Annotated in this window: 16 protein-coding genes; 9 read left to right on the forward strand and 7 right to left on the reverse strand. The window is 64.4% G+C overall.

The window, feature by feature from the left end; translation table 11 throughout:
* Positions 1-57: 57 nt before the first annotated feature.
* The 7 genes from IVB41_RS03370 to IVB41_RS03400 all read left to right on the forward strand — a co-directional run bounded on the left by IVB41_RS03370 (position 58) and on the right by IVB41_RS03400 (position 8,775).
* Complete coding sequence (locus tag IVB41_RS03370) at positions 58-1,194, forward strand: acyl-CoA dehydrogenase family protein (RefSeq protein WP_247426664.1); 1,137 nt, start codon at positions 58-60, stop codon at positions 1,192-1,194.
* A 15-nt stretch (positions 1,195-1,209) separates the two neighbouring features.
* Complete coding sequence (locus IVB41_RS03375; RefSeq protein WP_247426667.1) at positions 1,210-2,373, forward strand: acyl-CoA dehydrogenase family protein; 1,164 nt, start codon at positions 1,210-1,212, stop codon at positions 2,371-2,373.
* A complete protein-coding gene (locus tag IVB41_RS03380) occupies positions 2,373-3,029 on the forward strand; it encodes a glutathione S-transferase family protein (RefSeq protein ID WP_247426670.1) in 657 nt (218 codons plus the stop codon). Before IVB41_RS03375 ends, IVB41_RS03380 begins: the two co-directional genes overlap by 1 nt.
* A gap of 182 nt (positions 3,030-3,211) precedes the next feature.
* The gene (locus IVB41_RS03385) at positions 3,212-4,012 is read left to right on the forward strand and encodes an AraC family transcriptional regulator (RefSeq protein WP_247426673.1); all 801 of its coding nucleotides are present in this window, start codon (positions 3,212-3,214) and stop codon (positions 4,010-4,012) included.
* Positions 4,013-4,205: 193 nt separating this feature from the next.
* Positions 4,206-5,072, forward strand: a complete 867-nt coding sequence (locus IVB41_RS03390; protein ID WP_247426676.1) for a 3-keto-5-aminohexanoate cleavage protein — start codon at positions 4,206-4,208, stop codon at positions 5,070-5,072.
* 113 nt (positions 5,073-5,185) lie between these two features.
* Positions 5,186-6,802 (forward strand): acyl-CoA carboxylase subunit beta, encoded by a 1,617-nt coding sequence (locus IVB41_RS03395; protein ID WP_247426679.1) that lies wholly within the window; start codon positions 5,186-5,188, stop codon positions 6,800-6,802.
* Positions 6,799-8,775, forward strand: coding sequence for an acetyl-CoA carboxylase biotin carboxylase subunit (locus tag IVB41_RS03400; RefSeq protein WP_247426682.1), 1,977 nt, complete (start codon positions 6,799-6,801; stop codon positions 8,773-8,775). Before IVB41_RS03395 ends, IVB41_RS03400 begins: the two co-directional genes overlap by 4 nt.
* 144 nt (positions 8,776-8,919) lie before the next feature.
* Here the strand turns inward: IVB41_RS03400 and IVB41_RS03405 are convergent, their stop codons facing one another.
* From IVB41_RS03405 to IVB41_RS03435, 7 genes are all read right to left on the reverse strand, one after another.
* Positions 8,920-9,906 (reverse strand): ABC transporter ATP-binding protein, encoded by a 987-nt coding sequence (locus IVB41_RS03405; protein ID WP_247426685.1) that lies wholly within the window; start codon positions 9,904-9,906, stop codon positions 8,920-8,922.
* Entirely contained in the window at positions 9,903-10,910 is a 1,008-nt protein-coding gene (locus tag IVB41_RS03410; protein WP_247426688.1) for an ABC transporter ATP-binding protein, read from the reverse strand. The genes IVB41_RS03405 and IVB41_RS03410 overlap by 4 nt, the downstream gene beginning before the upstream one ends.
* Positions 10,910-11,803: an ABC transporter permease gene (locus IVB41_RS03415; RefSeq protein ID WP_018455966.1), complete on the reverse strand. Its 894-nt coding sequence runs from the start codon at positions 11,801-11,803 to the stop codon at positions 10,910-10,912. The genes IVB41_RS03410 and IVB41_RS03415 overlap by 1 nt, the downstream gene beginning before the upstream one ends.
* Before the next feature lie 9 nt (positions 11,804-11,812).
* A complete protein-coding gene (locus IVB41_RS03420) occupies positions 11,813-12,760 on the reverse strand; it encodes an ABC transporter permease (RefSeq protein WP_027565975.1) in 948 nt (315 codons plus the stop codon).
* Between the two features lie 35 nt (positions 12,761-12,795).
* Positions 12,796-14,394, reverse strand: coding sequence for an ABC transporter substrate-binding protein (locus IVB41_RS03425; RefSeq protein ID WP_247426691.1), 1,599 nt, complete (start codon positions 14,392-14,394; stop codon positions 12,796-12,798).
* Between the two features lie 261 nt (positions 14,395-14,655).
* On the reverse strand, positions 14,656-16,206 hold the full coding sequence (locus tag IVB41_RS03430) for an AMP-binding protein (protein ID WP_247426695.1): 1,551 nt from the start codon (positions 16,204-16,206) through the stop codon (positions 14,656-14,658).
* An 18-nt stretch (positions 16,207-16,224) separates the two neighbouring features.
* Positions 16,225-17,379, reverse strand: coding sequence for an iron-containing alcohol dehydrogenase (locus IVB41_RS03435; RefSeq protein ID WP_247426698.1), 1,155 nt, complete (start codon positions 17,377-17,379; stop codon positions 16,225-16,227).
* Between the two features lie 444 nt (positions 17,380-17,823).
* Here IVB41_RS03435 and IVB41_RS03440 point away from each other — a divergent pair, with 444 nt between their 5' ends.
* Both IVB41_RS03440 and IVB41_RS03445 read left to right on the forward strand, forming a co-directional pair.
* Positions 17,824-19,041 (forward strand): efflux RND transporter periplasmic adaptor subunit, encoded by a 1,218-nt coding sequence (locus tag IVB41_RS03440; RefSeq protein ID WP_247426702.1) that lies wholly within the window; start codon positions 17,824-17,826, stop codon positions 19,039-19,041.
* On the forward strand, positions 19,038-22,205 hold the full coding sequence (locus IVB41_RS03445) for an efflux RND transporter permease subunit (protein ID WP_247426706.1): 3,168 nt from the start codon (positions 19,038-19,040) through the stop codon (positions 22,203-22,205). Before IVB41_RS03440 ends, IVB41_RS03445 begins: the two co-directional genes overlap by 4 nt.
* Positions 22,206-22,318 lie beyond the last annotated feature (113 nt).

The following is a 22,318-nucleotide window of genomic DNA, read 5'->3' on the forward strand; positions in this document are numbered from 1 at the left end:
CTGTCAAAGTTCCGGCCATGGTGCACGAGACGAATCCGCCAGCAGGGCGAGAGTGCGATGATGAGCCCATTCTATACCGCCGAACATGACGCCTTTCGTGACGTGATGCGCCGCTTTGTCGACAAAGAGATTGCGCCCTTCGCCCACGAGTGGGACGAGGGCGGCGAATTCCCCCGCGCCCTCTATCGCAAGGCGGCCGAGATCGGGCTCTTGGGGCTCGGTTTCCCCGAGGAATATGGCGGGATCGCCGCCGACCAGTTCATGAAGATCGTCGCCAGCCAGGAGCTGGCGCGGGCCGGCGCCGGCGGCGTCAGCGCCAGCTTGATGAGCCATACGATCGGTTCGCCGCCGGTCGCGCGGGCCGCGCGCCCCGAGGTCAAGGCGCGCGTGCTGCCTCAGGTGCTCGCGGGTGAGAAAATCTCCGCGCTCGCGATCACCGAGCCGGGCGGCGGTTCTGATGTTGCGAGCCTCCGGACCAAGGCGCGGCGCGATGGCGATCACTACGTCGTGAGCGGCGAGAAGACCTTCATCACCTCGGGTATGCGCGCCGACTATCTGACCGTTGCGGTGCGCACCGGGGGTGAGGGCGCCGGCGGCGTCAGCCTGCTCCTGATCGAGGGGGATACGCCGGGCCTGTCCCGGACAAAGCTGAAGAAGATGGGCTGGTGGGCTTCTGACACCGCGACCCTGCATTTCGACGAGTGCCGCGTACCGGCGGAAAACCTGATCGGCGAGGAAGGCCAGGGCTTCAAGATCATCATGCGGAATTTCAACAGCGAGCGCATGGGCATGGCGGCGGGCTGCACCGCGTTCGCGCGCGTCTGCCTCGACGAAGCCATTGCCTACGCCAAGGAGCGCAAGACCTTCGGCAAGCCGCTCGCGCAGCACCAGGTGATCCGCCACAAGATCGTCGACATGGCGCAGAAGGTCGCCGCGTCGCAAGCGATGCTGGAGATGCTGGCCTGGCGGCTGGAGCAGGGTGAAAGCCCGGTCGCCGAAATCTGCATGATGAAGAACCAGGCGACCCAGACCATGGCATTCTGCGCCTCTGAAGCCGTGCAGATTTTTGGCGGCGCCGGCTTCATGCGCGGCATCAAGGCCGAGCGCATCTACCGCGAGGTCAAGGTCAACGCCATCGGCGGCGGCACCGAGGAGATCATGAAGGATCTGGCGTCGCGGCAGATGGGATTGTGACGACGAGAGGAAGCAATGCTGTTTACCGCCGACCACGACGAGATCCGTCGTTCCTTACAGAAATTCATTGCCAACGAGATCAATCCGCACGTCGATGAATGGGAGCAGGCCGACATCTTCCCGGCGCACGAGCTGTTCAGGAAGATGGGCAGCCTCGGCTTTCTCGGACTGAACAAGCCGGTCGAATTCGGCGGATCCGGCCTCGACTATTCCTACGCGCTGATGATGGCGGAGGAACTCGGCGCCATCAATTGCGGCGGGGTGCCGATGGCGATCGGGGTGCAGACCGACATGGCGACGCCGGCGCTGGCGCGGTTCGGCTCCGACGAGGTGCGGCGCGAATTCCTGGCGCCCTCGATCTCTGGCGACTATGTGGCCTGCATCGGCGTCTCCGAGCCCGGCGCGGGCTCCGACGTCGCCTCGATCAAGACCAATGCGCGCGCGGACGGCGACGACTACGTCATTGATGGCGGCAAGATGTGGATCACCAACGGCACTCAGGCCGACTGGATCTGCCTGCTCGCCAATACCGGCGACGGACCCGTTCACCGCAACAAGTCGCTGATCTGCGTGCCCATGAAGACCAAGGGCGTCACTGTCGCGCGCAAGCTCGACAAGATGGGCATGCGCTCGTCGGATACCGCACAAATCTTCTTCGACAATGTCCGCGTGCCCAAGCGCAGCCGGATCGGCGAGGAGGGCAAGGGCTTTACCTATCAGATGATCCAGTTCCAAGAGGAGCGCCTCTGGGGCGCGGCCGCCTGCCTGAAGGCGCATGAATACATCATCAACGAGACCATCGAATACACCCGCAACCGCGAGGCCTTCGGGAAGTCGATCCTCGACAACCAGGTCGTCCATTTCAAGCTTGCCGAGATGCAGACCGAGGTCGAGCTGTTGCGCGCGCTGATCTACCGTGCCGGCGAGGCGCTGGTGGCGGGCGAGGATGTCACGAAACTGGCGACCATGGCCAAGCTGAAGGCCGGGCGGCTCGGCCGCGAGCTTACCGACGCCTGCTTGCAATATTGGGGCGGAATGGGCTTTACCAACGAGACGCCGGTCAGCCGAGCCTATCGCGACAGCCGCCTGACATCGATTGGCGGCGGCGCCGACGAGGTCATGCTGATGGTCCTGTGCAAGATGATGGGCACGCTGCCCGGCAGCAAAGGAATTTCCTGATGATCACGCTCTATCACTGCTACGGCGCGCGCTCGTTCCGTCCGCTCTGGATGCTGGAGGAAATGGGACTTCCCTACGAATTGAAGATGCTGCCGTTCCCGCCGCGGGTCTTCGCCAAGGAATACCTCGCGCTCAATCCGCTGGGCACCATTCCCTTCATGGTTGATGGCGAGACCAGGATGACGGAATCGTCCGGCATCTGCCACTATCTCGGCGTCAGACATGGACCGACGCCACTGATGGTCGGGCCGGAGGATCCCGCCTATGGCGCGTTCCTGAACTGGATGTATTTCAGCGACGCCACGTTAACCTTCCCGCAGACGCTGGTGCTTCGATACACCCAGCTCGAGCCGGAAGAGCGCCGCAATCCGCAGGTCGCCGGCGACTATGCCAAATGGTTCTTGGGCCGGCTGCGCGCCGTCGAGGCAGCCACCGCAACTACCGAGGCTTTGTGCGCCGGCCGCTTCACGGCCGCCGACATCGTGATCGGCTACGCGCTCCGCCTCGCCGATACTATCGGGCTCGCCAAGGATTTTGGGCCAAATGTCGCAGCCTATTGGGCGCGCTTGCAGCAGCGGGATGGTTTCAAGCGCGCGGTTGCTGCGGAGCAACAGGCCGGCGTCGAGCAGAACGTCGCGCCAAGGGTGAGGGCTTAGCTGTCGTCCTGGCGAAAGCCGGGACGACGATATCGCCAGGAGTTCCAGGTCGTCCGCCATCCGTCCCGGATTGCCGCCGTTTTGCGCTTCATGATAGCGCTATCCCGCCGTGACAGCGCCCAGATTTCCGCTAAGGTGACCTCCGTCCGCAGCGGCCAAAGAGCCGCGCGAGGAGGATCCCAATGGAAGATAACGGTCGCGAATCCGACCATTTGATGCTGATCACGCCGGAGCGGGTATTCTATGCCGGCCTGCTCGGCCGCCCCCGCAAGCGGACCCCCGGCTGCTGTCACGTCTATGTCGCGGTCAAGGGCAGCCTGCATCTGACGATCGATGATGCCTTCGCCACTGGCGAGCTGTTCGTCACCCTGCCGAACCAGCGGCATTCCATTGCCAGCGACTATCGCACCGCGATCAGCGTCACGCTGGAGCCGGAGAGCATGCCTGATGGCGTGATCGAGGTCTTGGCCGAGCGGCTCACCGGACCCGACAAGGCCGTCTATGCCCGCAAGATCCTCGCCGCCTACACGCTGCTGCGCCAGCGTCGCTACGGCGACATCACCACCGCCGAATTCGACGAGATGTGTTTTGGCGAAGCGCTGCCGCGCCGGGTGCTCGACCCCCGCGTGACGCGTGCAGTCGCCCGTATCGGCCGCTTCACGGGTGAGCCCGTGACGGCGGACACATGCGCGGCGGACGCCGGACTTTCCGCTTCGCGTTTCCTGCATCTGTTCAAGGAAGAGACCGGCATCTCGTTCCGCTCCTTCCGCGCCTGGAAGCGCGCGCGGCATCTGCTGCACTTCGCCAACCAGGACCTCAATCTGGCCCATCTCGCGCAGGACATCGGCTATCCCGATTCCACCCATTTCAGCCACTCGATCCGCCGCTTCTACGGCCTGAAGCCGCGCGCGATCTTCGTCGGCTCGCGGGATCTTGCGATCTATCGCAGCACCGAGACGGTGAGGCTTGCGGAGGCGAGTTGATTGCTCTTGTAGGGTGGGCAAAGCGAAGCGTGCCCACCATCTTCGATCCACGCTGAGACATGGTGGGCATGGCGCAAGAGCGCCTTTGCCCACCCTACGACTTCCGTTTTCCAGCTTCTCCGCGCAAGAAGCCGCATGCCGCCCATCACATGATCGCAAGCGTTGAATTATCAACGTGCGAGACATTCAAGGCATGAGCGACAAGGCCGTCATCACGTGCGCGCTGAACGGCGTGCTCACCGACCCGAAGCAGCACAACGTGCCTGTGACGCCCGAGCAGATGGCGCGCGAGGCCAAGACTGCGTTCGATGCCGGCGCGTCCATCATGCACATCCATCTGCGTCAGCAGGCGCCGGACAAGGGGCATCTGCCGTCCTGGGAGGTCAGCGTCAGCAAGGAGATCCAGCAGGCGATCCGCGAAGCCTGCCCCGGCGTGATCATCAACCACACCTCCGGCGTCTCCGGGCCGAACTACAGCGGTGCGCTGGATTGCATCCGTGAGACCAGGCCGGAGATCGCCGCCTGCAATGCCGGCTCGCTGAACTATCTGAAGGTGAAGGCCGACAACAGCTGGGCCTGGCCGCCGATGATGTTCGACAATGCGGTCGAGAAGGTGAAGGACTATCTCGACGTCATGAACGCGGTCGGTACCATCCCCGAATTCGAATGTTTTGACGTCGGCATCGTCCGCTGCGTCGGCATGTACCGCCAGGTCGGCATGTACAAGGGCCCGCTCGAGTATAACTTTGTGATGGGCGTCGCCTCCGGCATGCCGTCGGATCCCGATCTGCTGCCGATCCTGATCAAGCTGAAGCGTCCCGAGGCGCAATTTCAGGTCACCGCGATCGGCCGCGAAGAGATCTGGCCGCTGCACCAGCGCTGTGCGGAGCTCGGCGGTCATCTGCGCACCGGTCTCGAAGATGCCTTCTATCTCGCCGACGGCAAGAAGGTGACGTCGAACGGCCAGCTGATCGAGGCCATCGCCGCCTGCGCCCGCCGTGCGGGCCGCGAGATAGCGAGCCCGGCGGAAGCGCGAAAGATTTTTGGGACGAATAGGTAAATTATCGCCTCAACCGTCATCGCGAGCAAGCGAAGCAATCCAGAATCTCTCGGTGGATGCAGCCTGGATTGCTTCGTCGCTTCGCTCCTCGCAATGACGAGCAGGATTGAGTTATGTCCATTCTCGAAAACGCCATCTCCCCCGGCAGCGCCGCCTACCGCGCCAATCGCGACGGCATGCTTGGCCTGATTGACCGCATGCGCGCGCTGGAAGAGCGCACGCGTGCGGCATCAGCCGCGGCGAAAGGCCGCTTCCACAAGCGCGGCCAGCTGTTGCCGCGTGAACGCGTCGCGCTGGTGCTCGATCCCGGCGCGCCCTTCATCGAGCTGTCCACGCTCGCCGGCTTCATGTTCGACGTATCGGATCCGGACAAAAGCGTGCCCGGCGGCGGCGTCATCGCCGGCATCGGCTTCGTCTCGGGCATCCGTTGCATGGTCAGCGCCAACGATTCCGGCATCGATGCCGGCGCGCTCCAGCCCTACGGCCTCGACAAGACGCTGCGGGTGCAGGAGCTCGCGTTAGAAAACAAGCTGCCCTATGTCCAGCTGGTCGAAAGCGCCGGTGCCAATCTGTTGCGCTATCGCGTCGAGGATTTTGTTCGCGGCGGCAACATCTTCCGCAACCTCGCGCGGCTCTCGGCGGCGGGGCTGCCCGTCGTCACCGTGACGCATGGCTCCTCGACCGCCGGCGGCGCCTATCAGACCGGCCTGTCCGACTACATCGTCATGGTCCGTGGCCGCACCCGCGCCTTCCTCGCCGGCCCGCCGCTGCTGAAGGCCGCCACCGGCGAGATCGCAACCGAGGAGGAGCTTGGCGGGGCCGAGATGCACACGCAGGTGTCGGGACTTGGCGACTACCTCGCCGAGGATGACCGCGACGCCCTGCGCATCGCGCGCGAGATCATGGCGGCGCTGGAATGGGAGCGGCCGGGCAGGGCGAGCGCGGAATATAAGCCGCCGCGCTACGACCAGGACGAGCTGCTCGGCATCATGCCGATGGACCACAAGCGCGCCGTCGACATGAAGCAGGTGATCGCACGTATCGTCGATGATTCCGACTTCACCGAGATGGCGCCGAACTACGGCCCGGCCACCGTCTGCGGCCATGCCCGCATCGAGGGCCAAGCCATCGGCATCATCACCAACAACGGTCCGCTCGATCCGGCCGGTGCCAACAAGGCGACGCATTTCATCCAGGCGTGCTGCCAGACCCGCACGCCGCTGCTCTATCTGAACAACACCACCGGCTACATGGTCGGCAAAGCTTACGAAGAAGCCGGCATGATCAAGCACGGCTCCAAGATGATCCAGGCGGTGACGTCGGCGACGGTACCGCAGATCACCATCTATTGCGGCGCCTCGTTCGGCGCCGGCAATTACGGCATGTGCGGGCGCGGCTTCCATCCGCGCTTCTGCTTCTCCTGGCCCAACGCCAAGACCGCCGTGATGGGCGGTGAGCAGGCCGCCGAGACCATGGCGATCGTCACCGAAGCCGCCGCCGCGCGCCGCGGCAAGCCGGTCGAAAAGGAAAAGCTCGATGCCATGAAGGCGCAGATCGTCGGCGTGTTCGACGGCCAGATGGACGTGTTCTCGACCAGCGCGCGCGTGCTCGACGACGGCGTGATCGATCCGCGCGACACCCGCGCGGTGCTGTCGGAAGTGCTCGCGATTTGCCGCGAGGGCGACGCGCGGACACCGCAGCGGATGCAATTCTCGGTGGCCCGCCCATGAGGAACGGTTCAACGCAGCACCGACCGTTCTTCAGGGTCTTGATTGCCAATCGCGGCGAGATCGCGTTACGGGTGATGCGCAGTGCGTGGAAGCTCGGGCTCGGTGTCGTCGCGGTCTATTCGGATGCGGATCGCGACGCGCTCCATGTGCAACAGGCCGACCAGGCCGTGCGCATCGGCGAGCCGCTGCCGGCGCAGTCCTACCTCAACATTCCCGCGATCGTTGCGGCTGCAAAGGCCAGTGGCGCGGATGCCGTTCATCCCGGCTATGGCTTCCTCGCCGAAAACGAGGAGTTTGCGCAGGCCTGCAAGGATGCCGGCCTCGTCTTCATCGGCCCGTCGCCGCAGGCGATCGAAACAATGGGCAACAAGGCCGGTGCCAAGGAGATCATGAAAAAGGCCGGCGTTCCCGTCGTGCCCGGCTATCAGGGCGCCGATCAGGGCGATGAGGTCATGCTCGCGGAGGCGAGAGAGATCGGCTTTCCCGTGATGATCAAGGCGGTCGCCGGCGGCGGTGGACGCGGCATGCGGCTCGTGACGGACGCGTCGTCGTTTCCTGATGCGCTGCGTAGCGCGCGGTCCGAGGCGAAGGCGGCGTTTGGCGATCCGACCGTGATCCTCGAACGCGCCATCCAGAATCCCCGTCACATCGAAATTCAGGTGTTCGGCGACAGCCATGGCAACGCCATCCATCTCGGCGAACGCGATTGCTCGGTGCAGCGGCGCCACCAGAAGCTGATCGAGGAGGCACCGTCGCCCGCTGTGACGCCGGAACTGCGCGCGAAGATGGGCGACGTCGCGGTCGCCGCGGTGAAGGCGCTGCGCTACGAGGGCGCCGGCACGCTCGAATTTCTGCTCGATGCGAGCGGCGAATTCTACTTCATGGAAATGAACACGCGCCTCCAGGTCGAGCATCCCGTGACCGAGGCGATAACCGGGCTTGATCTCGTCGAATTGCAGCTGCGCGTCGCGCGCGGCGAGCCATTGCCGGTGAAGCAGCAGGACATCCGCTTCGAAGGCCATGCCATCGAGGTGCGGCTGTGCTCCGAGGATGCGGCGCATGATTTCATGCCGCAGTCCGGACGCATGGCGTGCTGGCAGGTGCCGGATGGCATCCGCGTCGAGCATGCGCTGCAATCGGGCTCGGAGATTCCGCCGTTCTACGATTCCATGATCGCCAAGGTGATCGGCCATGGCGCGACTCGCGAGGAGGCAAGGGGGCGGCTGATCGTCGGCCTTGAACAATTGACCGCATTCGGCGTGACCACCAATCAGGCGTTCCTGCTGTCATGCCTGCGTCATCCCGGCTTCGCCAAGGGCGAGGCGACCACGGCCTTCATTGGCGCGCATCGCGACGAGTTGCTGGCGCCGGGCACGGACGCCGCATTCGATGTCGCTTTGGCCGGCCTGCTGCTCTACGTCACGAACCCGCAGGCACCGTCGTGGCGCCGCGGACGGAGCCTCGCGGCAACGTTCCCGCTACCGGCGAAGATCGAGATCGCAGGCCAGGCGTATGAGCTTGAAGTCTGGCGCGAACGCGATGGCAGCTACATTGTCGCCAGCGACGGCCGGCAAGACAAGTTCGAGATCGATCAGCTCGATCTCGACGTGATCCGCTTCCGTCATGACGGCGTGATGGACAGGGCCAAATTCCTACGCGATGGCGACCGGCTCCACCTCCAGCGCCGCGGCATCCCGCTCGCGGCGTCCGATCTCACGCTCGCCGCGCCGAAGGCCGCCGCAAGCAATGGCGGCGACGGCAAGGTTCGTGCCGCCATGAACGGCCGCGTCGTTGCCGTCCTGGTCAAGCCGGGCGACCGCGTCAGTGCCGGTCAGCCGGTGATGACGCTGGAAGCGATGAAGATGGAGCACGTCCACAAGGCCGGCATCGACGGCGTGGTCGCCGCGATCGACGTCGCCGAGGGCGAGCAGGTGACGACGGGCCGGATCGTGGCCGAGATCGGGGCGGGGTAGGGCACCCCGAACTCAACTCGTCGTCCCGGCGAAGGCCGGGACCATACTCCCAGGCAGCGGTTATTGGGCGAGCAGGTAACTCCGAGTCTTCGCCAAACCCGATCCTGTGGTTATGGGTCTCGGCCTTCGCCGGGACGACATGGGCTACTGGCCCCGCCCCGTCCCGTCGTTGAGCAAACACGCGACCTGGTGCTCGTCGCCCGCATCCACCAGCGCCGGCCGCTCCGTCCTGCATCGCTCCATCGCAAACCGGCAGCGGGTGTGAAACGCGCATCCCGGCGGCGGATTGACCGGGCTTGGCACGTCGCCGTCGACCAGTGGCACGAGCTTTTTGGCAAGCGGATTGGCGACCGGTACCGAGGCGAGCAGCGCCTGCGTGTAGGGATGGCGCGGATTTGCAAACAGCTCGTCCTTGTCGGCAATCTCGACGATGCGGCCGAGATACATCACGGCGACGCGGTGACTGATATGAGCGACCACCGCGAGGTCATGCGCGATGAAGAGGTAGGAGAAACCGTGCTCGCGCTGCAGGTCAATCAGGAGATTGATCACCTGCGCCTGGATCGAGACGTCGAGCGCGGAGACCGGCTCGTCGCAGACGATCAGCCGCGGCCCCAGCGCCAGCGCGCGGGCGATGCAGATGCGCTGGCGCTGGCCGCCAGAGAATTGATGCGGGAAATTGTGCATCTGGTCGGGCCGCAAGCCGACCTGCTCGAACAGGTTTGCGGTACGCGCCTCCAGCGCTTTGCCGGTCGCGAGCCCGTGCACGAACAGCGGCTCGCCCACGATGTCTCCGGCAGTCATCCGCGGATTTAGAGAGGCGAAAGGATCCTGGAACACGATCTGCATCGAACGACGATGTGGCCGCAACGCGGACTTGGACAGATGCGTGATGTCTTCGCCTTCGAGGCGGATCTGGCCCGAGGTCGGTTCGACCAGCCGCAGCACGCTGCGCGCCACCGTCGACTTGCCGCAGCCGGATTCGCCGACGAGACCCAGCGTCTCGCCCACCCCAACCGAAAATGAGACGCCGTCGACTGCATGCACTGTGCCGATTTGTCGACGCAACACGCCGGCGCGCACCGGATAGTGCTTCTTGAGATCGGTGACTTCGAGCAGCGCCTCGGTCATGCCACCTCCGCCACTTCGGCCGCCCGCCAGCATGCCGCGAGATGGCCACCGCCCCAGTCGGTGAGCGGCGGATATTCGGCCTCACAGCGCTTGATCGCGAGCTTGCAGCGAGGCGCAAACGCGCAGCCCTTGGGCAGCCGCACCAGCGACGGCACCGTGCCGGGAATTTCGTTCAGCCGTGCTGGCGCGGCGACGCCCGGCGCCGGCACCGCCGGGATCGAGGCCATCAATCCGCGCGTGTAGGGATGTTTCGGCGCGGCGAACAGTGCCTCGACGCTCGCTTCCTCGACCTTCCGTCCCGCATACATCACGATGACCCGCTGCGCGGTCTGCGCGACGACGCCGAGATCATGGGTGATCAGCACGAGCCCAGTGCCGAGCTCTTTCTGAAGGTCCAGGATCAGCGCCAGGATCTGCGCCTGGATGGTGACGTCGAGCGCGGTCGTGGGCTCGTCCGCGATCAGCAGCGCCGGCCGGCACGCCAGCGCCATCGCGATCATGGCGCGCTGGCGCATGCCGCCGGACAGTTGATGCGGATATTCCCGCGCGCGCCGAGCCGGTTCAGGGATGCGCACCAGGCGCAGCATCTCGATCGCGATGTCCCGGGCCTCCTTGCTCGACATGTTCCGGTGCAGCCGCACGGCCTCGACGATCTGGTCGCCGATCCGCATCACCGGATTGAGCGAGGTCATCGGCTCCTGGAAGATCATCGAGATGCGGTTGCCCCTGACGGCGCGCATCTCTGCTTCGTCCAGCGTCAGAAGATCGGTGCCTTCAAGCGTGACGGAGCCGCCGACGATGCGGCCGGGCGGATCCGGCACCAGCCGCATCAGGGATAGTGCAGTGACGCTCTTGCCACAGCCGGATTCGCCGACGATCGCCAGCGTCTCGCCGCGCTTCACCGTGAAGGACACATCATCGACGGCCTTGAACAGACCGGAGTTGGTGAAGAACACCGTCTTCAGGTTCTTCACCTCGAGCACGAGATCGGATTTGTCAGCCATCAGCCGCGCTGCCGTGGATCGAGGATGTCGCGCAAGGCGTCGCCGAACAGATTGGCGCCGAACACCGCGAGGCTGATGGCGATGCCCGGGAAGATCACCAGCCAAGGCGCGGTGCGGACATATTCGGCGGCGGATTCAGAGAGCATGCGGCCCCACGACGGGTACGGCTCGGGTATGCCGAGGCCGAGGAAGGAGAGCGAGGCTTCGGTGAGGATGGTCGAGCCGAGCTGGGCGGTCGCAAGCACGATCAGCGGCGCCAGCGTGTTCGGCAGCACGTGACGGAGCGCGATGCGTACCTCGCTCATGCCGATCGACTTGGCGGCCTCGATGAATGGCAGCTCGCGCAGCGCCAGCGTGTTGGCGCGGATGACGCGCGAGACGGTCGGGATCAGCGGAATGGCGATCGCAATGATGACGTTCGGCAAGGACGGCCCAAGCGCCGCGGTCATGATCAGGGCCAGCACCAGCAGCGGCAGCGCCTGCAGGACATCGGAGACACGCTGAAACACGAGATCGACCCAGCCCGAGAGATAGCCGGAGGTGAGGCCGACGATGACGCCGATCGAGCCACCGAGTGCGGTCGAGCCGATGCCGACCGCGAGCGAGATCCGCGCGCCATGAATGATGCGGCTGAAGACATCGCGGCCGAAGGAATCCGTCCCCATCCAGTGTGCCAGGCTTGGACGCGCCAGTGCCCGGGCGGCATCGATCGTCAGCGGATCGTAACGCGCGATGAAGTCGGCGAAGATCGCGGTGAACACGAACAGGGTCATGATGACGAGCCCGGCCGCACCCAACACATGCCGCTGCGCCAAAAACAGCACGCGCCGCCAGCCGACGGTCGCGTGCGCCCCGGCGCGCCTCAGTTCAACGTCATAGTCGATTGCGGCCAACAGGTTCTCCTAATCCGTGTACCTGATGCGCGGGTCGAACACGGCGTACAGCATGTCGACGATGAAGTTCGCGCTTACCACGACGATGGCAATCAGCATCACCAGGTTCTGCACGATCGGATAATCGCGCCAGCGAATCGCCTCGACCAGGAAACGCGCGACGCCGGGGATGTTGAACACCGTCTCTGTCACGATGAGGCCGCCGATCAGGAACGCCGCCTCGATGCCGATCACGGTGATGACGGGCAGAATCGCATTCTTCAGCGCATGCTGGTAGTTCACGGCGGCATCCGATGCGCCCTTGGCACGCGCGGTGCGGATATAGTCCTGCCGCAGGACCTCCAGCATCGAGGACCGCGTGATGCGCATGGTCAGCGCCGCGCTGCGGAAGCCGACGGCGGCGGCGGGCACGGCATAGGTCGCGAAGGCTTCCAGCCAGGTCGCCGGATTCGGGTTGAAGATCGGCATCTGGTTGAACATCGCGACCGAGGCGGTGAGGATAAGCAGGCCCAGCCAGAACGATGGCAGCGACAATCCGCTGAGGCTCACCACACGTAACGCGTAGTCGAGCCTCGTTCCCTGCTTCACTGCGCTGATCACGCCCAGGGGAATGCCGATGGACGCCGAGAACAGCAGCGCCAGCCCGGCGAGCCGTGCGGTGATCGGAATCCGTGGCAGGATCTCCTGGAGCGCCGGCTTCTCGGAGACGTAGGAGTAGCCGAAATCGCCGCGCAGGAAGCCGCTGATCCAGTGCCAATATTGCACCACCAGCGGCTGGTCGATGCCGAGCTCTTTTTCCAAATTGGCCTTGTCGGCGGGATCGACATAGCCGGCCGCGGCAAACAGGATGTCGACGATGTTGCCGGGGACGATGCGCAGCAGGAAGAAGATGACGATCGAGATCCCGAACAGGGTCACGAGCATCAGCAACAGGCGCCGCACCAGATAGGCAAACATGCATCGCCTCCCGTCGAACCCGTCAGTCGCCCGCGCTACTTGTCCATCCAGACATCCTCGTAACGATAGCCATTGTAGGAGCTGTTGGACATCACCGTCACGCCCTTGACGTAAGGTTGCCAGCAACTGCCGGTCCGTGCGTGGAAGATGATCGGGCGGGCGACGTCCTCCTGCAACTTCTTGTCGATGTCCCACACCAGCTTCTTGCGCTTGTTGATGTCGGTCTCCTGGGACTGCACATCGAACAGCTTTTCGATCTCCTTGTTGCAGTAATTAGTGTAGTTGCGCTCGGAGCCGCAGGAATAATTCTCGTAGAAGGACTGGTCGGGATCGTCGACGGCATTGCCGGTCAAATTGAGCCCGAGCATGTAGTCCTTGCGCGCGATCTTCGGGAACCAGTTTGCGGTCTCGACCACGTCGAGCTCCCCGTCGATATAGATGCTCTTGAGCTGGTCGATCAGGATCACGGCGGGATCGCGATAGACCGGGATGTTGCGGGTCGAGACCTTGACCGCGAGATGCTTATCCGGTCCGTAACCGGCCTTCTGCATCAGCTTCTTGGCCTCTTCGCGGTTGGCGTTGATGTCGGGGCCGTAGCCCGGAATGGTCTCGAGCATCTCCTTCGGCATGCCCCACAGCCCATTCGGCGGCGGCAGCATGGTCCCGCCGACGTCGCCCTGGCCCTCGAACATGATCGAGATGAAGGCCTTGCGGTCGAGCGACAGCGCCATGGCGCGGCGGATGTCGATATTGTCGAACGGCGGCGCAGACGAATTGACGATGATGTTGGTGGCGACATTGTTGGGTTCGACCACGCAGACCGCGTTCGGCGCCTGCGATTTGACGTCCTTGAGAAGCGGGATGCTCACTTCGGTCGGGAAGGCCATGTCGAACTTGCCGGCGACGAAGGCGAGAATGGCGGTCGAGCGGTTCGGGATGATGGTGAACTCGATGCCGTCGAGATAGGGCCGCCCCTTGCGCCAATAATCGGGATTGCGAGTCAGCTTGATCGATTCATTGGCCTTGAACTCGACGAACTTGAACGGGCCAGTGCCGATCGGGTGCGTGCGCATGTCGCCGGGTGAGACGTGGCAGGGATAGACCGGCGTGTAGCCCGAGGCGAGCAGTGCAATTAGCGAAGGCTGCGGCCGCTTCAGGTTGAAGGAGACCTCGAGATCGCCGTTGGTGGAGACATCGTTGACCTGTTCGTACCAGCTCTTGCGCGGGTTCTGCCGGAACTTCTGCTGCGACTTGCCCATCAGCATGTCGAAGGTGCATTTGACGTCCGCCGAGGTGAACGGCTTGCCGTCGTGCCACTTCACGCCCTGGCGCAGCTTGAAGGTCAGTGTCTTGTTGTCGTTGACCCAGGCCCAGCTCTCGGCGAGCTCGGGCACGATGGTGTCCATGCTGTTCTGCGCCACGTCCTGCTTGTAGATGACGAGGTTGTTGAAGACCGGCATGAAGGGAACGTTGAGCGAGTAGGTCGCGCCTTCGTGGATCGAGGCGTTGCCGGGACTGTCGCGGTGGTACATCCGCAAAATGCCGCCCTGCTTGGGCTCGCCGGCGAATGCAATGGTCGAAAACGCCAGCAAAGATAGCGCCGCCGTCGCGGCGAGCGCTCGTACGCTCCGCATCCTCGTCCTCCCTGGACATCTTGTCCTTAGGCCTTTTGCGGCCTGTTTGAGGGGACGATAGCGACGCGCGCGCGGTGAGGCAACCGGCAAGGTCTGCCACTCTCTTGGCAATTCGGATGACGGAAGGCCGCAGGGGTTTTCTCTCACAAAGTGAGGGAGCCCAATCTCTGGCCACTAGCTCCACCGTCGTCCCGGCCTAGTGCGCAATTGCGCACTAGGCCGGGACGACACCAAGTGTGTGGCGCGCGTCGGCCAAGCCCCTCACACGATCCTGGACGCCTTGTTCCCCCAATAGCGGTCCCGCAGCAGCCGCTTGTACAGCTTCCCCGTCGGCAGCCGCGGCAACTCCTTTTCGAAATCGACCGAGCGCGGCACCTTCTGCCGCGACAGCGACGCCCCGCAGAAGGCGATCAGCTCTGCGGCGAGCGCCTCGCCCGGCACGATGCCGGGCATCGGCTGCACCACCGCCTTCACCTCTTCGCCGAGGTCGGGATTGGGCACGCCGAACACCGCGGCGTCCGCAACCTTTGGATGGGTGATCAATAAATTCTCGCACTCCTGCGGATAGATGTTCACTCCGCCGGAGATGATCATGAAGGTCGCGCGGTCTGTTAGATGAAGGAAGCGGTCCTCGTCGACATAGCCGACGTCGCCGACCGTGCTCATGCTGCCGTCCGCCGATCGCGCCTCCTTGGTCTTCTCCGGATCGTTGAAATATTCAAAAGGCGAGGCCGTCTTGAACCAGACCTGTCCTGGCGTGCCGGTGGGGCATGGTTTCATGGTCTCGTCGAGAATATGGAGCTCGCCGAGCAGCACCTTGCCGACGGTGCCGCGATGGGCGAGCCATTCCGCGCTGTCGCAGGCGGTGAAGCCAAGGCCTTCGGTCGCGCCGTAATATTCGTGGATGATCGGTCCCCACCATTTGATCATGTCGTCCTTCACCAGGGCCGGGCAGGGGGCGGCGGCATGGATCGCGATCTCGAGCGACGACAGGTCATAGCGCGTGCGCACCTCCTCCGGCAGCTTGAGCATGCGCGAGAACATCGTCGGCACCAACTGGGTATGAGTAATGCCCCATTGCTGCACGAGCTGGAGGTAACGCTCGGGATCGAACGTTTCCATGATGATGACGGTGCCGCCCATCCGGATCGTGAGGTTCACGGCGGCCTGCGGCGCGGAGTGATAGAGCGGCGCCGGCGACAGGTAGATCATGCCCTCGCGGTATCGCCAAAGCTTGGTCAGGAAATCGAACAACGGCAGATTGTGCTTTGGCGGCTCCTCCGGAAGGGGTCGCAGAATCCCTTTTGGCCGTCCCGTCGTGCCCGATGAATACAGCATGGCGGTGCCGAGCCATTCGTCCGGGATCGGCGTCTTCGGCAGATTGGCGGTCACCTCGGTGAGGTCGACGATGCGCTCGCTCTCGCCCGGGCCGTCGGCGACGATGCACAGTTTGATGTCGGGGCAGACCTTGATCGCCTCGCGCGCGATCTCAAGCTTCGCAACCGACGTGATCAGGATTTTCGACTGGCTGTTGACCAGGAGATAAGCGAGCTCGCCCGGCGTCAGGAACGAGTTGATGCAAGTGTAGTAGAGGCCGGAGCGCTCGCCCGCGCCGCAGGCTTCGAGGTAGCGCGAATTGTTCTCCATGAAGATCGAATAATGGTCGAGCCGCTTCAAGCCGTGCTTGCGGAACAAATGCGCCAGCCGATTGCTGCGCGCATCGAGCTCGCGATAGGTGACGGCCTCGCCAGTCGCCGCCATGATGAAGGCGGGCTGGAGCGGGCGCAGGCGGGCATGCTGACCTGGGTACATCGGTCCTCCGGCTTTAGATCATGCGGCAAGAAGCAGGATTTCGCGCACCTGAGCGGGGCCGTCGATCTTGCGCGGGTTGCGCGGAATCCAGTTCGTGCGCATCGCAGCGTCCGCGATGGCGTCGAAATGCTCCGGCGAGACGCGTACATCGGCGAGGCTGCGCGGCATGCCGAGCGAGCGGATGAAGGCATCCAGCACATCGGCCGCCTTGTGACCCGGAAAGCCCATTGCGGCCGCGACGATCATCTGGCGCTCGGCATTGTCGGGCGCATTCCAGCGCATCACGGCCGGCAGCATGATGCAGGAGGTGTAGCCATGCGGCACGTCGAAGGCTGCACCCAGCACGTAGCCGATGCCGTGGCTCGCCCCCATCGGCACGCCGGCGGCGAGCGCGCCCATCGACAGCCAGGTGCCGATCTGCGCATCCATGCGCGCGTCGAGATCGCCAGGGTCGGCCTTCACCCGCGGCAGCGCGTCGGCGAGCATGGCGAGGCCCTTCACCGACTGCGCGTCGGCATAGGGATGCGTCTCGCGCGAGCAGATCGCCTCGACGCAATGATCGATGGCGCGGATGCCGGTCGAGAGGAACAGCCATTCCGGCGTGTGCACGGTGATGGCCGGATCGAGGATCGTCGCGCGCGGAACGCTGAGCGGATGCCGCAGCATCTGTTTCACATGGGCGGTGCGGTCGGTGACACCAGCAACCGAGCTGAACTCACCGCCGGCGATCGTGGTCGGGACGCTGATCTGACGCACGGTCGGCGCATTCATCTCGGGCGCGACGCCCTTGTGCACGCGGATACGCTCGATGCCGTCGACATCGTCGATGCCGTTGGCGAGGCAGAGCTGCACCGCCTTGGCCCCGTCGGTGATCGAGCCGCCGCCCACGGTGACGATCAGGTCGGCGCCCGCGCCGCGCGCCGCATTGGTGGCGGCGATCACCGCCTCCCGCGGGGTGTGCGCCGGCATGGCATCGAAGACGCCCGCGCAATTTGTGCCCAGGGCCTGTTTGATCTTCGTGATTTCGTCGGTCTGGCGGTTGAGCGTCCCCGAGACCATCAGGAAGGCGCGGCGCGTCCCCAGCCGGTCCATCTGCGCGACCACGGCTTCGGCCGCGGGATGGCCGAACACGACTTCCTCGATCGCGCCGTAAACGACACGTCCCTGGTGCACGCCTGTCCTCCCCGGACGATTCGACTTATTTTTGTGGGGGGTAGTCTAACCGCGCTGGCGGCATTCGTCATGCGCGAAGACGCTGGCCGAGAGGTCGTCATGCCCGGCTTGTCCCGCCTGCGCGGCCGAAGCCGCTTCTGCGAGGCGAAGGCCCGGGCGTCCACGTTCTTTGCGCCACGGGGCAAGACGTGGATGGCCGGGTCAAGCCCGGCCATGACGCTGTGGAAGCGTCAATGCCCCAAGTTTTTCTGTCAGATGCAATAGCTCTCGCCGCAGGCGGGGAGAGGCGAAGAAGAACCTGTCAACCCATCATCCGGCTAGGGCATCTCGCCGAGCCTTGCGCGCGCTTTGGTCTTGAAGAGTTCACCATTGCGACCCATCTTGTGGCGCCCGCGGGTACAGGCGTACCCTGCTATTTCCGCGGTTTTTATGCGAGGACCTGGGATGACTGGACCGGACGGCAGCGAGCAGTTTGTCAAAAGGCACGATTTCGTTTCGCCTCGACCTCGCGTGATCGCGGGGCTTCTCGCCGCGGCATTCGGTCTTGCGGGCTGTGGACAGCCGACCCCGCAAGCGGCCGCCCCGCCGCCCGCGCCGGTGACCGTCGCCCAGCCGGTCAAGCGCACCGTCACCGATTGGGACGAGTTCACCGGCCGCTTCGAGGCCATGGAGGAGGTGCAGGTCCGCCCGCGCGTCGGTGGGTTTGTCAACTCTGTCGAATTCCAGGATGGCGCCATCGTTCGTCAGGGCGATCTGCTCTATGTCATCGACCCACGTCCGTTCGAGGCGGTGGCCACGCAGGCGGAGGGGCAGCTTTCCGATGCGCGTGCCAAGGTGGAGCTTGCAAAGCGGGAGCTCGATCGCGGTTTGAGCCTGGTGCAGACCAGCGCCGTCTCCGAGCAGGTTGTCGATCAGCGCCGGCAGGCCTTGCAGGCCGCGCATGCTGCCGAAACACAGGCCGAGGGTGCGCTCAAAGTCGCCAAGCTCAATATCGAATTCACGCATGTGACGGCGCCGCTGACCGGCCGCGTCAGCCGCCATCTCGTCAGCCCTGGCAATCTCGTGCAGGGCAGCGATACCGGAACGTCGACGCTGCTCACCTCGATCGTGACGCTCGACCCGATCTATATCTATTTCGACATGGATGAGGCGACCTTCATCAAATACAGCAAGCTGTGGTTCGAAGGCCGCCGCCCGAGCTCGCGCGATACGGCGAACCCGGTGCTGGTGACGCTCGCCGGCGAGACGAAACCATCCCGTGAAGGCAGCATCAATTTCCTCGACAACCGTCTCGATGTCTCCACCGGCACGCTGCGCAGCCGCGCCGTGATCAAGAACACCGATCTGTCAATCCTGCCGGGTCAGTTCGGTCGCGTCCGCCTGATCGGCAGCGCGCCATATGAGGCGCTGCTGATTCCCGACGTCGCGGTTGCGACCGACCAGTCGCGCAAGATCGTGTTCGTGGTGAAGCCGGACGACACTGTCGAGGCGCGTCCCGTGACGCTAGGGCCGCTCGATGATGGCTTGCGCGTGATCCGCGAAGGGCTGAAGGCTGACGATCGCGTCATCGTCAACGGCATCCAGCGCGCCCGTGTCGGCGCCAAAGTCGCTCCGCAGACGGCGCCAGCGCCGGCCGGTGGCAAGCCCGGTGACAAGTCATGAATCTTGGCCGTCTCTCCATCAACCAGCCCATCCTGGCGATGGTGCTGTCGATCGTGCTGCTGATCGTCGGCGCGCTCGCGTACACCACGCTGCCGGTCTCCGAATATCCGCAAGTGGTGCCGCCGACCGTCGTCGTCACCACGCAATATCCCGGCGCCTCCGCGCAGACCGTGTCCGACACGGTTGCAGCTCCCATCGAGCAGGAGATCAACGGCGTCGAGGACATGCTGTATCTCTACAGCCAGGCGACCTCGAACGGCCAGCTCACCATCACCGTCACCTTCAAGCTTGGCACCGATCTCGACAAGGCCCAGGTGCTGGTGCAGAACCGCGTCGCAATCGCGCAGCCGCGTTTGCCTGAAGAGGTTCAGCGCAACGGCGTCACCACACGCAAGAACTCGCCCGACATTCTGATGGTCGTGTTCATGCTGTCGCCCGACGACACTTTCGACCAGCTCTACATCTCCAACTACGCGCTGCTCCAGGTCCGCGACCAGCTGCTGCGGATCGACGGCGTCGGCGACATCCAGATCTTCGGCGCACGCGATTATTCGATGCGGCTATGGCTCGATCCGGATAGAATCGCCAATCTCGGCCTGACGTCGGCCGAAGTGCTCGCCGCGATCCGTGCGCAGAACGTGCAGATCGCGGGCGGCCAGATCGCCGAGCCGCCGATCGCGGATCGCGCTTTCCAGCCGAACCTCACCTTTACCGGGCGATTGAAAGACCAGAAGCAGTTCGAGGACATCCTGATCAAGGCCGGCTCCGACGGCCGCACGGTGCGCCTGCGCGACGTCGCCCGCATCGAGCTCGGTGCTCTCGCCTACTCCACCAACAGCTTCCTGCTGCGCAAGTCGGCGGTCGCCATGCTGGTGACGCAGCGGCCGGGATCGAACGCGCTCGCGACCGCGAAGAACATTTCGGACACGATGACGAAGCTGAAGGAGACCTTTCCGAAGGGCCTCGACTTCAATATCGGCTACAACCCGACCGAGTTCATCGCGCAGTCCGTCCATGAGCTGATCAAGACCATCTACGAGGCCATGTTGCTCGTGGTCATCGTGGTTCTGGTGTTCCTGCAAGGGTGGCGACCCGCGATCATTCCGATCATCGCGATCCCGGTTTCGCTGGTCGGCACCTTCGCGGTGATGGCGGCGCTCGGCTTCTCCATCAACAATCTCACGCTGTTCGGGCTCGTTCTCGCCGTCGGCATCGTGGTCGACGACGCCATCGTGGTGGTCGAGAATGTCGAGCGGCATCTCGAGCATGGCATGAGCCGGCGCGACGCCGCGCTGAAGACCATGGAGGAGGTCGGCGGCGCACTGGTGTCGATCGCGCTGGTGCTCTGCGCGGTGTTCGTTCCGACTGCGTTTCTGGGCGGCATATCCGGGCAATTCTTCCAGCAATTCGCCGTCACCATTGCGGTCGCGACCGCAATCTCCTGCTTCTGCTCGTTGACGCTATCGCCGGCGCTGGCCTCGCTTCTCCTCGTCCCGCACGAGGAGAAGCGGCCGCCGGCGCGCTGGAATATCCTTGCACGCGGCTGGAACGCTTTTACGGTCGTCTTTAACCGCGTGTTCGACCGTCTGGCGCATGGCTATGCGGGCCTCGCCAATTTCGTGATTCGGCATTCGGCGGTGATGATCCTGATCTACGTCGTGCTGATCGGCAGCGCCGGCTGGCTGATCGGGACCACGTCGCAAGGCTTCATTCCGGCGCAGGACCGCGGCTACGTCATCATCTCCGTGCAATTGCCGGGCGCCGCTTCGCTGGCACGCACCACCGAGGTCGTGCGCGAGATCGAGCGGATCGCGCTGGATACGCCAGGTATCATCCGCGTCGCCGCTTTCGCCGGCTTCTCCGGCGCGACGCGGACGCAGGCCGGCAACGCGGCGGCGCTCTTCCCGGTGTTCGACGAGCCCGAGGCGCGGATCAAGAAGGGATTGTCTGCGAACGCCATCACGGTCGAGCTGCGCAAACGCCTGGCCGCGATTCAGGGTGCCTTCATCATCGTGATTCCGCCGCCGGCCGTGCCCGGCATCGGCACCGGTGGCGGCTTCACCATCCGCATCCAGGACCGCCAGGGCCGTGGGCCGGAGATGCTCGCCGCAGCTACTGACGAGCTTGTCGCCGCGGCGCGCAAATCGCCCTCGCTGCTCGCTCCCTCCGTGTTCTCTCCGTTCTCGGCCAATACGCCGCAGCTCTTCGTCGACATCGACCGCACCAAGGCGCAGAAGCTCGGCGTTCCCATCGCCGGCATCAACGACACGATCCAGACCTATTTCGGATCGACCTATGTCAACGACTTCAACCTGTTCGGTCGCACCTATCACGTCACCGCACAGGCGGACTTCCCGTTCCGGAAAGAGCCGAGCGACCTGTCGCGCCTGCGCACGCGGAACGCCTCCGGCGACATGGTGATGCTGGGCAGCGTGGTCGAGTTCAGGGACGTCTCGGGCCCCGACCGCGTCGCGCGCTACAATCTCTATGCGGCGTCCGAACTGCAGGGCGAGCCGGCGCCGGGCACCAGCTCGACCACCGCGCTCAACACCATCAAGAAGCTCGCCGACGATACCCTGCCGAGCGGCTTCACCTTCGAATGGACCGACCTGTCGTACCAGCAGATCACGGGCGGCAATGCGGGTCTCTACGTGTTCCCGATCTGCGTGCTGTTCGTCTATCTGGTGCTCGCTGCGCAATATGGCAGCTGGACCCTGCCGTTCGCGGTGATCCTGATCGTGCCGATGTGCCTGTTAGCCGCCACCATCGGCGTGCGCATCATGGGGCAGGACGTCAACATCCTCACCCAGATCGGTTTCGTCGTGCTGGTGGGATTGGCGGCGAAGAACGCGATCCTGATCGTCGAGTTCGCCCGCGACATCGAGAAGGAAGGCAAGCCGCGGCTGGAGGCCGTGATCGACGCCTGCCGCCTGCGCCTGCGGCCGATCCTGATGACGTCCTTCGCCTTCATCCTCGGCGTGCTGCCGCTGGTGATCTCGTCCGGCTCCGGTTCGGAGATGCGGCAAGCCGTCGGTGTCGCCGTGTTCTTCGGCATGATCGGCGTCACTTTGTTCGGGCTGTTGTTCACGCCGATCTTCTACGTGGTGGTGAGGAACCTGGCCGAGGGGAAGAACGAGGGGAAGCCGAAGGCGGTGGCTCCATAAGTATCAGTGGCAGCAACCGACGCTCCGATATTCACGCTGTCGTCCCGGCGAAGGCCGGGACCGATAACCACCGAACGTGGTTTGGCGAAGACACGTCGTTCGGTGCTCCTGCC

Origin of the sequence: Bradyrhizobium sp. 44 (assembly GCF_023073095.1) — a bacterium.
Classification (GTDB): Bacteria; Pseudomonadota; Alphaproteobacteria; order Rhizobiales; family Xanthobacteraceae; genus Bradyrhizobium.

Bases quoted from the DNA above. Each gene is read 5' to 3' on its own strand.
- IVB41_RS03370 (WP_247426664.1), top strand. From the start codon at position 58: ATGATGAGCCCATTCTATACCGCCGAACATGACGCCTTTCGTGACGTG.
- IVB41_RS03375 (WP_247426667.1), top strand. From the start codon at position 1,210: ATGCTGTTTACCGCCGACCACGACGAGATCCGTCGTTCCTTACAGAAA.
- IVB41_RS03380 (WP_247426670.1), top strand. From the start codon at position 2,373: ATGATCACGCTCTATCACTGCTACGGCGCGCGCTCGTTCCGTCCGCTC.
- IVB41_RS03385 (WP_247426673.1), top strand. From the start codon at position 3,212: ATGGAAGATAACGGTCGCGAATCCGACCATTTGATGCTGATCACGCCG.
- IVB41_RS03390 (WP_247426676.1), top strand. From the start codon at position 4,206: ATGAGCGACAAGGCCGTCATCACGTGCGCGCTGAACGGCGTGCTCACC.
- IVB41_RS03395 (WP_247426679.1), top strand. From the start codon at position 5,186: ATGTCCATTCTCGAAAACGCCATCTCCCCCGGCAGCGCCGCCTACCGC.
- IVB41_RS03400 (WP_247426682.1), top strand. From the start codon at position 6,799: ATGAGGAACGGTTCAACGCAGCACCGACCGTTCTTCAGGGTCTTGATT.
- IVB41_RS03405 (WP_247426685.1), bottom strand. From the start codon at position 9,906: ATGACCGAGGCGCTGCTCGAAGTCACCGATCTCAAGAAGCACTATCCG.
- IVB41_RS03410 (WP_247426688.1), bottom strand. From the start codon at position 10,910: ATGGCTGACAAATCCGATCTCGTGCTCGAGGTGAAGAACCTGAAGACG.
- IVB41_RS03420 (WP_027565975.1), bottom strand. From the start codon at position 12,760: ATGTTTGCCTATCTGGTGCGGCGCCTGTTGCTGATGCTCGTGACCCTG.
- IVB41_RS03425 (WP_247426691.1), bottom strand. From the start codon at position 14,394: ATGCGGAGCGTACGAGCGCTCGCCGCGACGGCGGCGCTATCTTTGCTG.
- IVB41_RS03430 (WP_247426695.1), bottom strand. From the start codon at position 16,206: ATGTACCCAGGTCAGCATGCCCGCCTGCGCCCGCTCCAGCCCGCCTTC.
- IVB41_RS03440 (WP_247426702.1), top strand. From the start codon at position 17,824: ATGACTGGACCGGACGGCAGCGAGCAGTTTGTCAAAAGGCACGATTTC.
- IVB41_RS03445 (WP_247426706.1), top strand. From the start codon at position 19,038: ATGAATCTTGGCCGTCTCTCCATCAACCAGCCCATCCTGGCGATGGTG.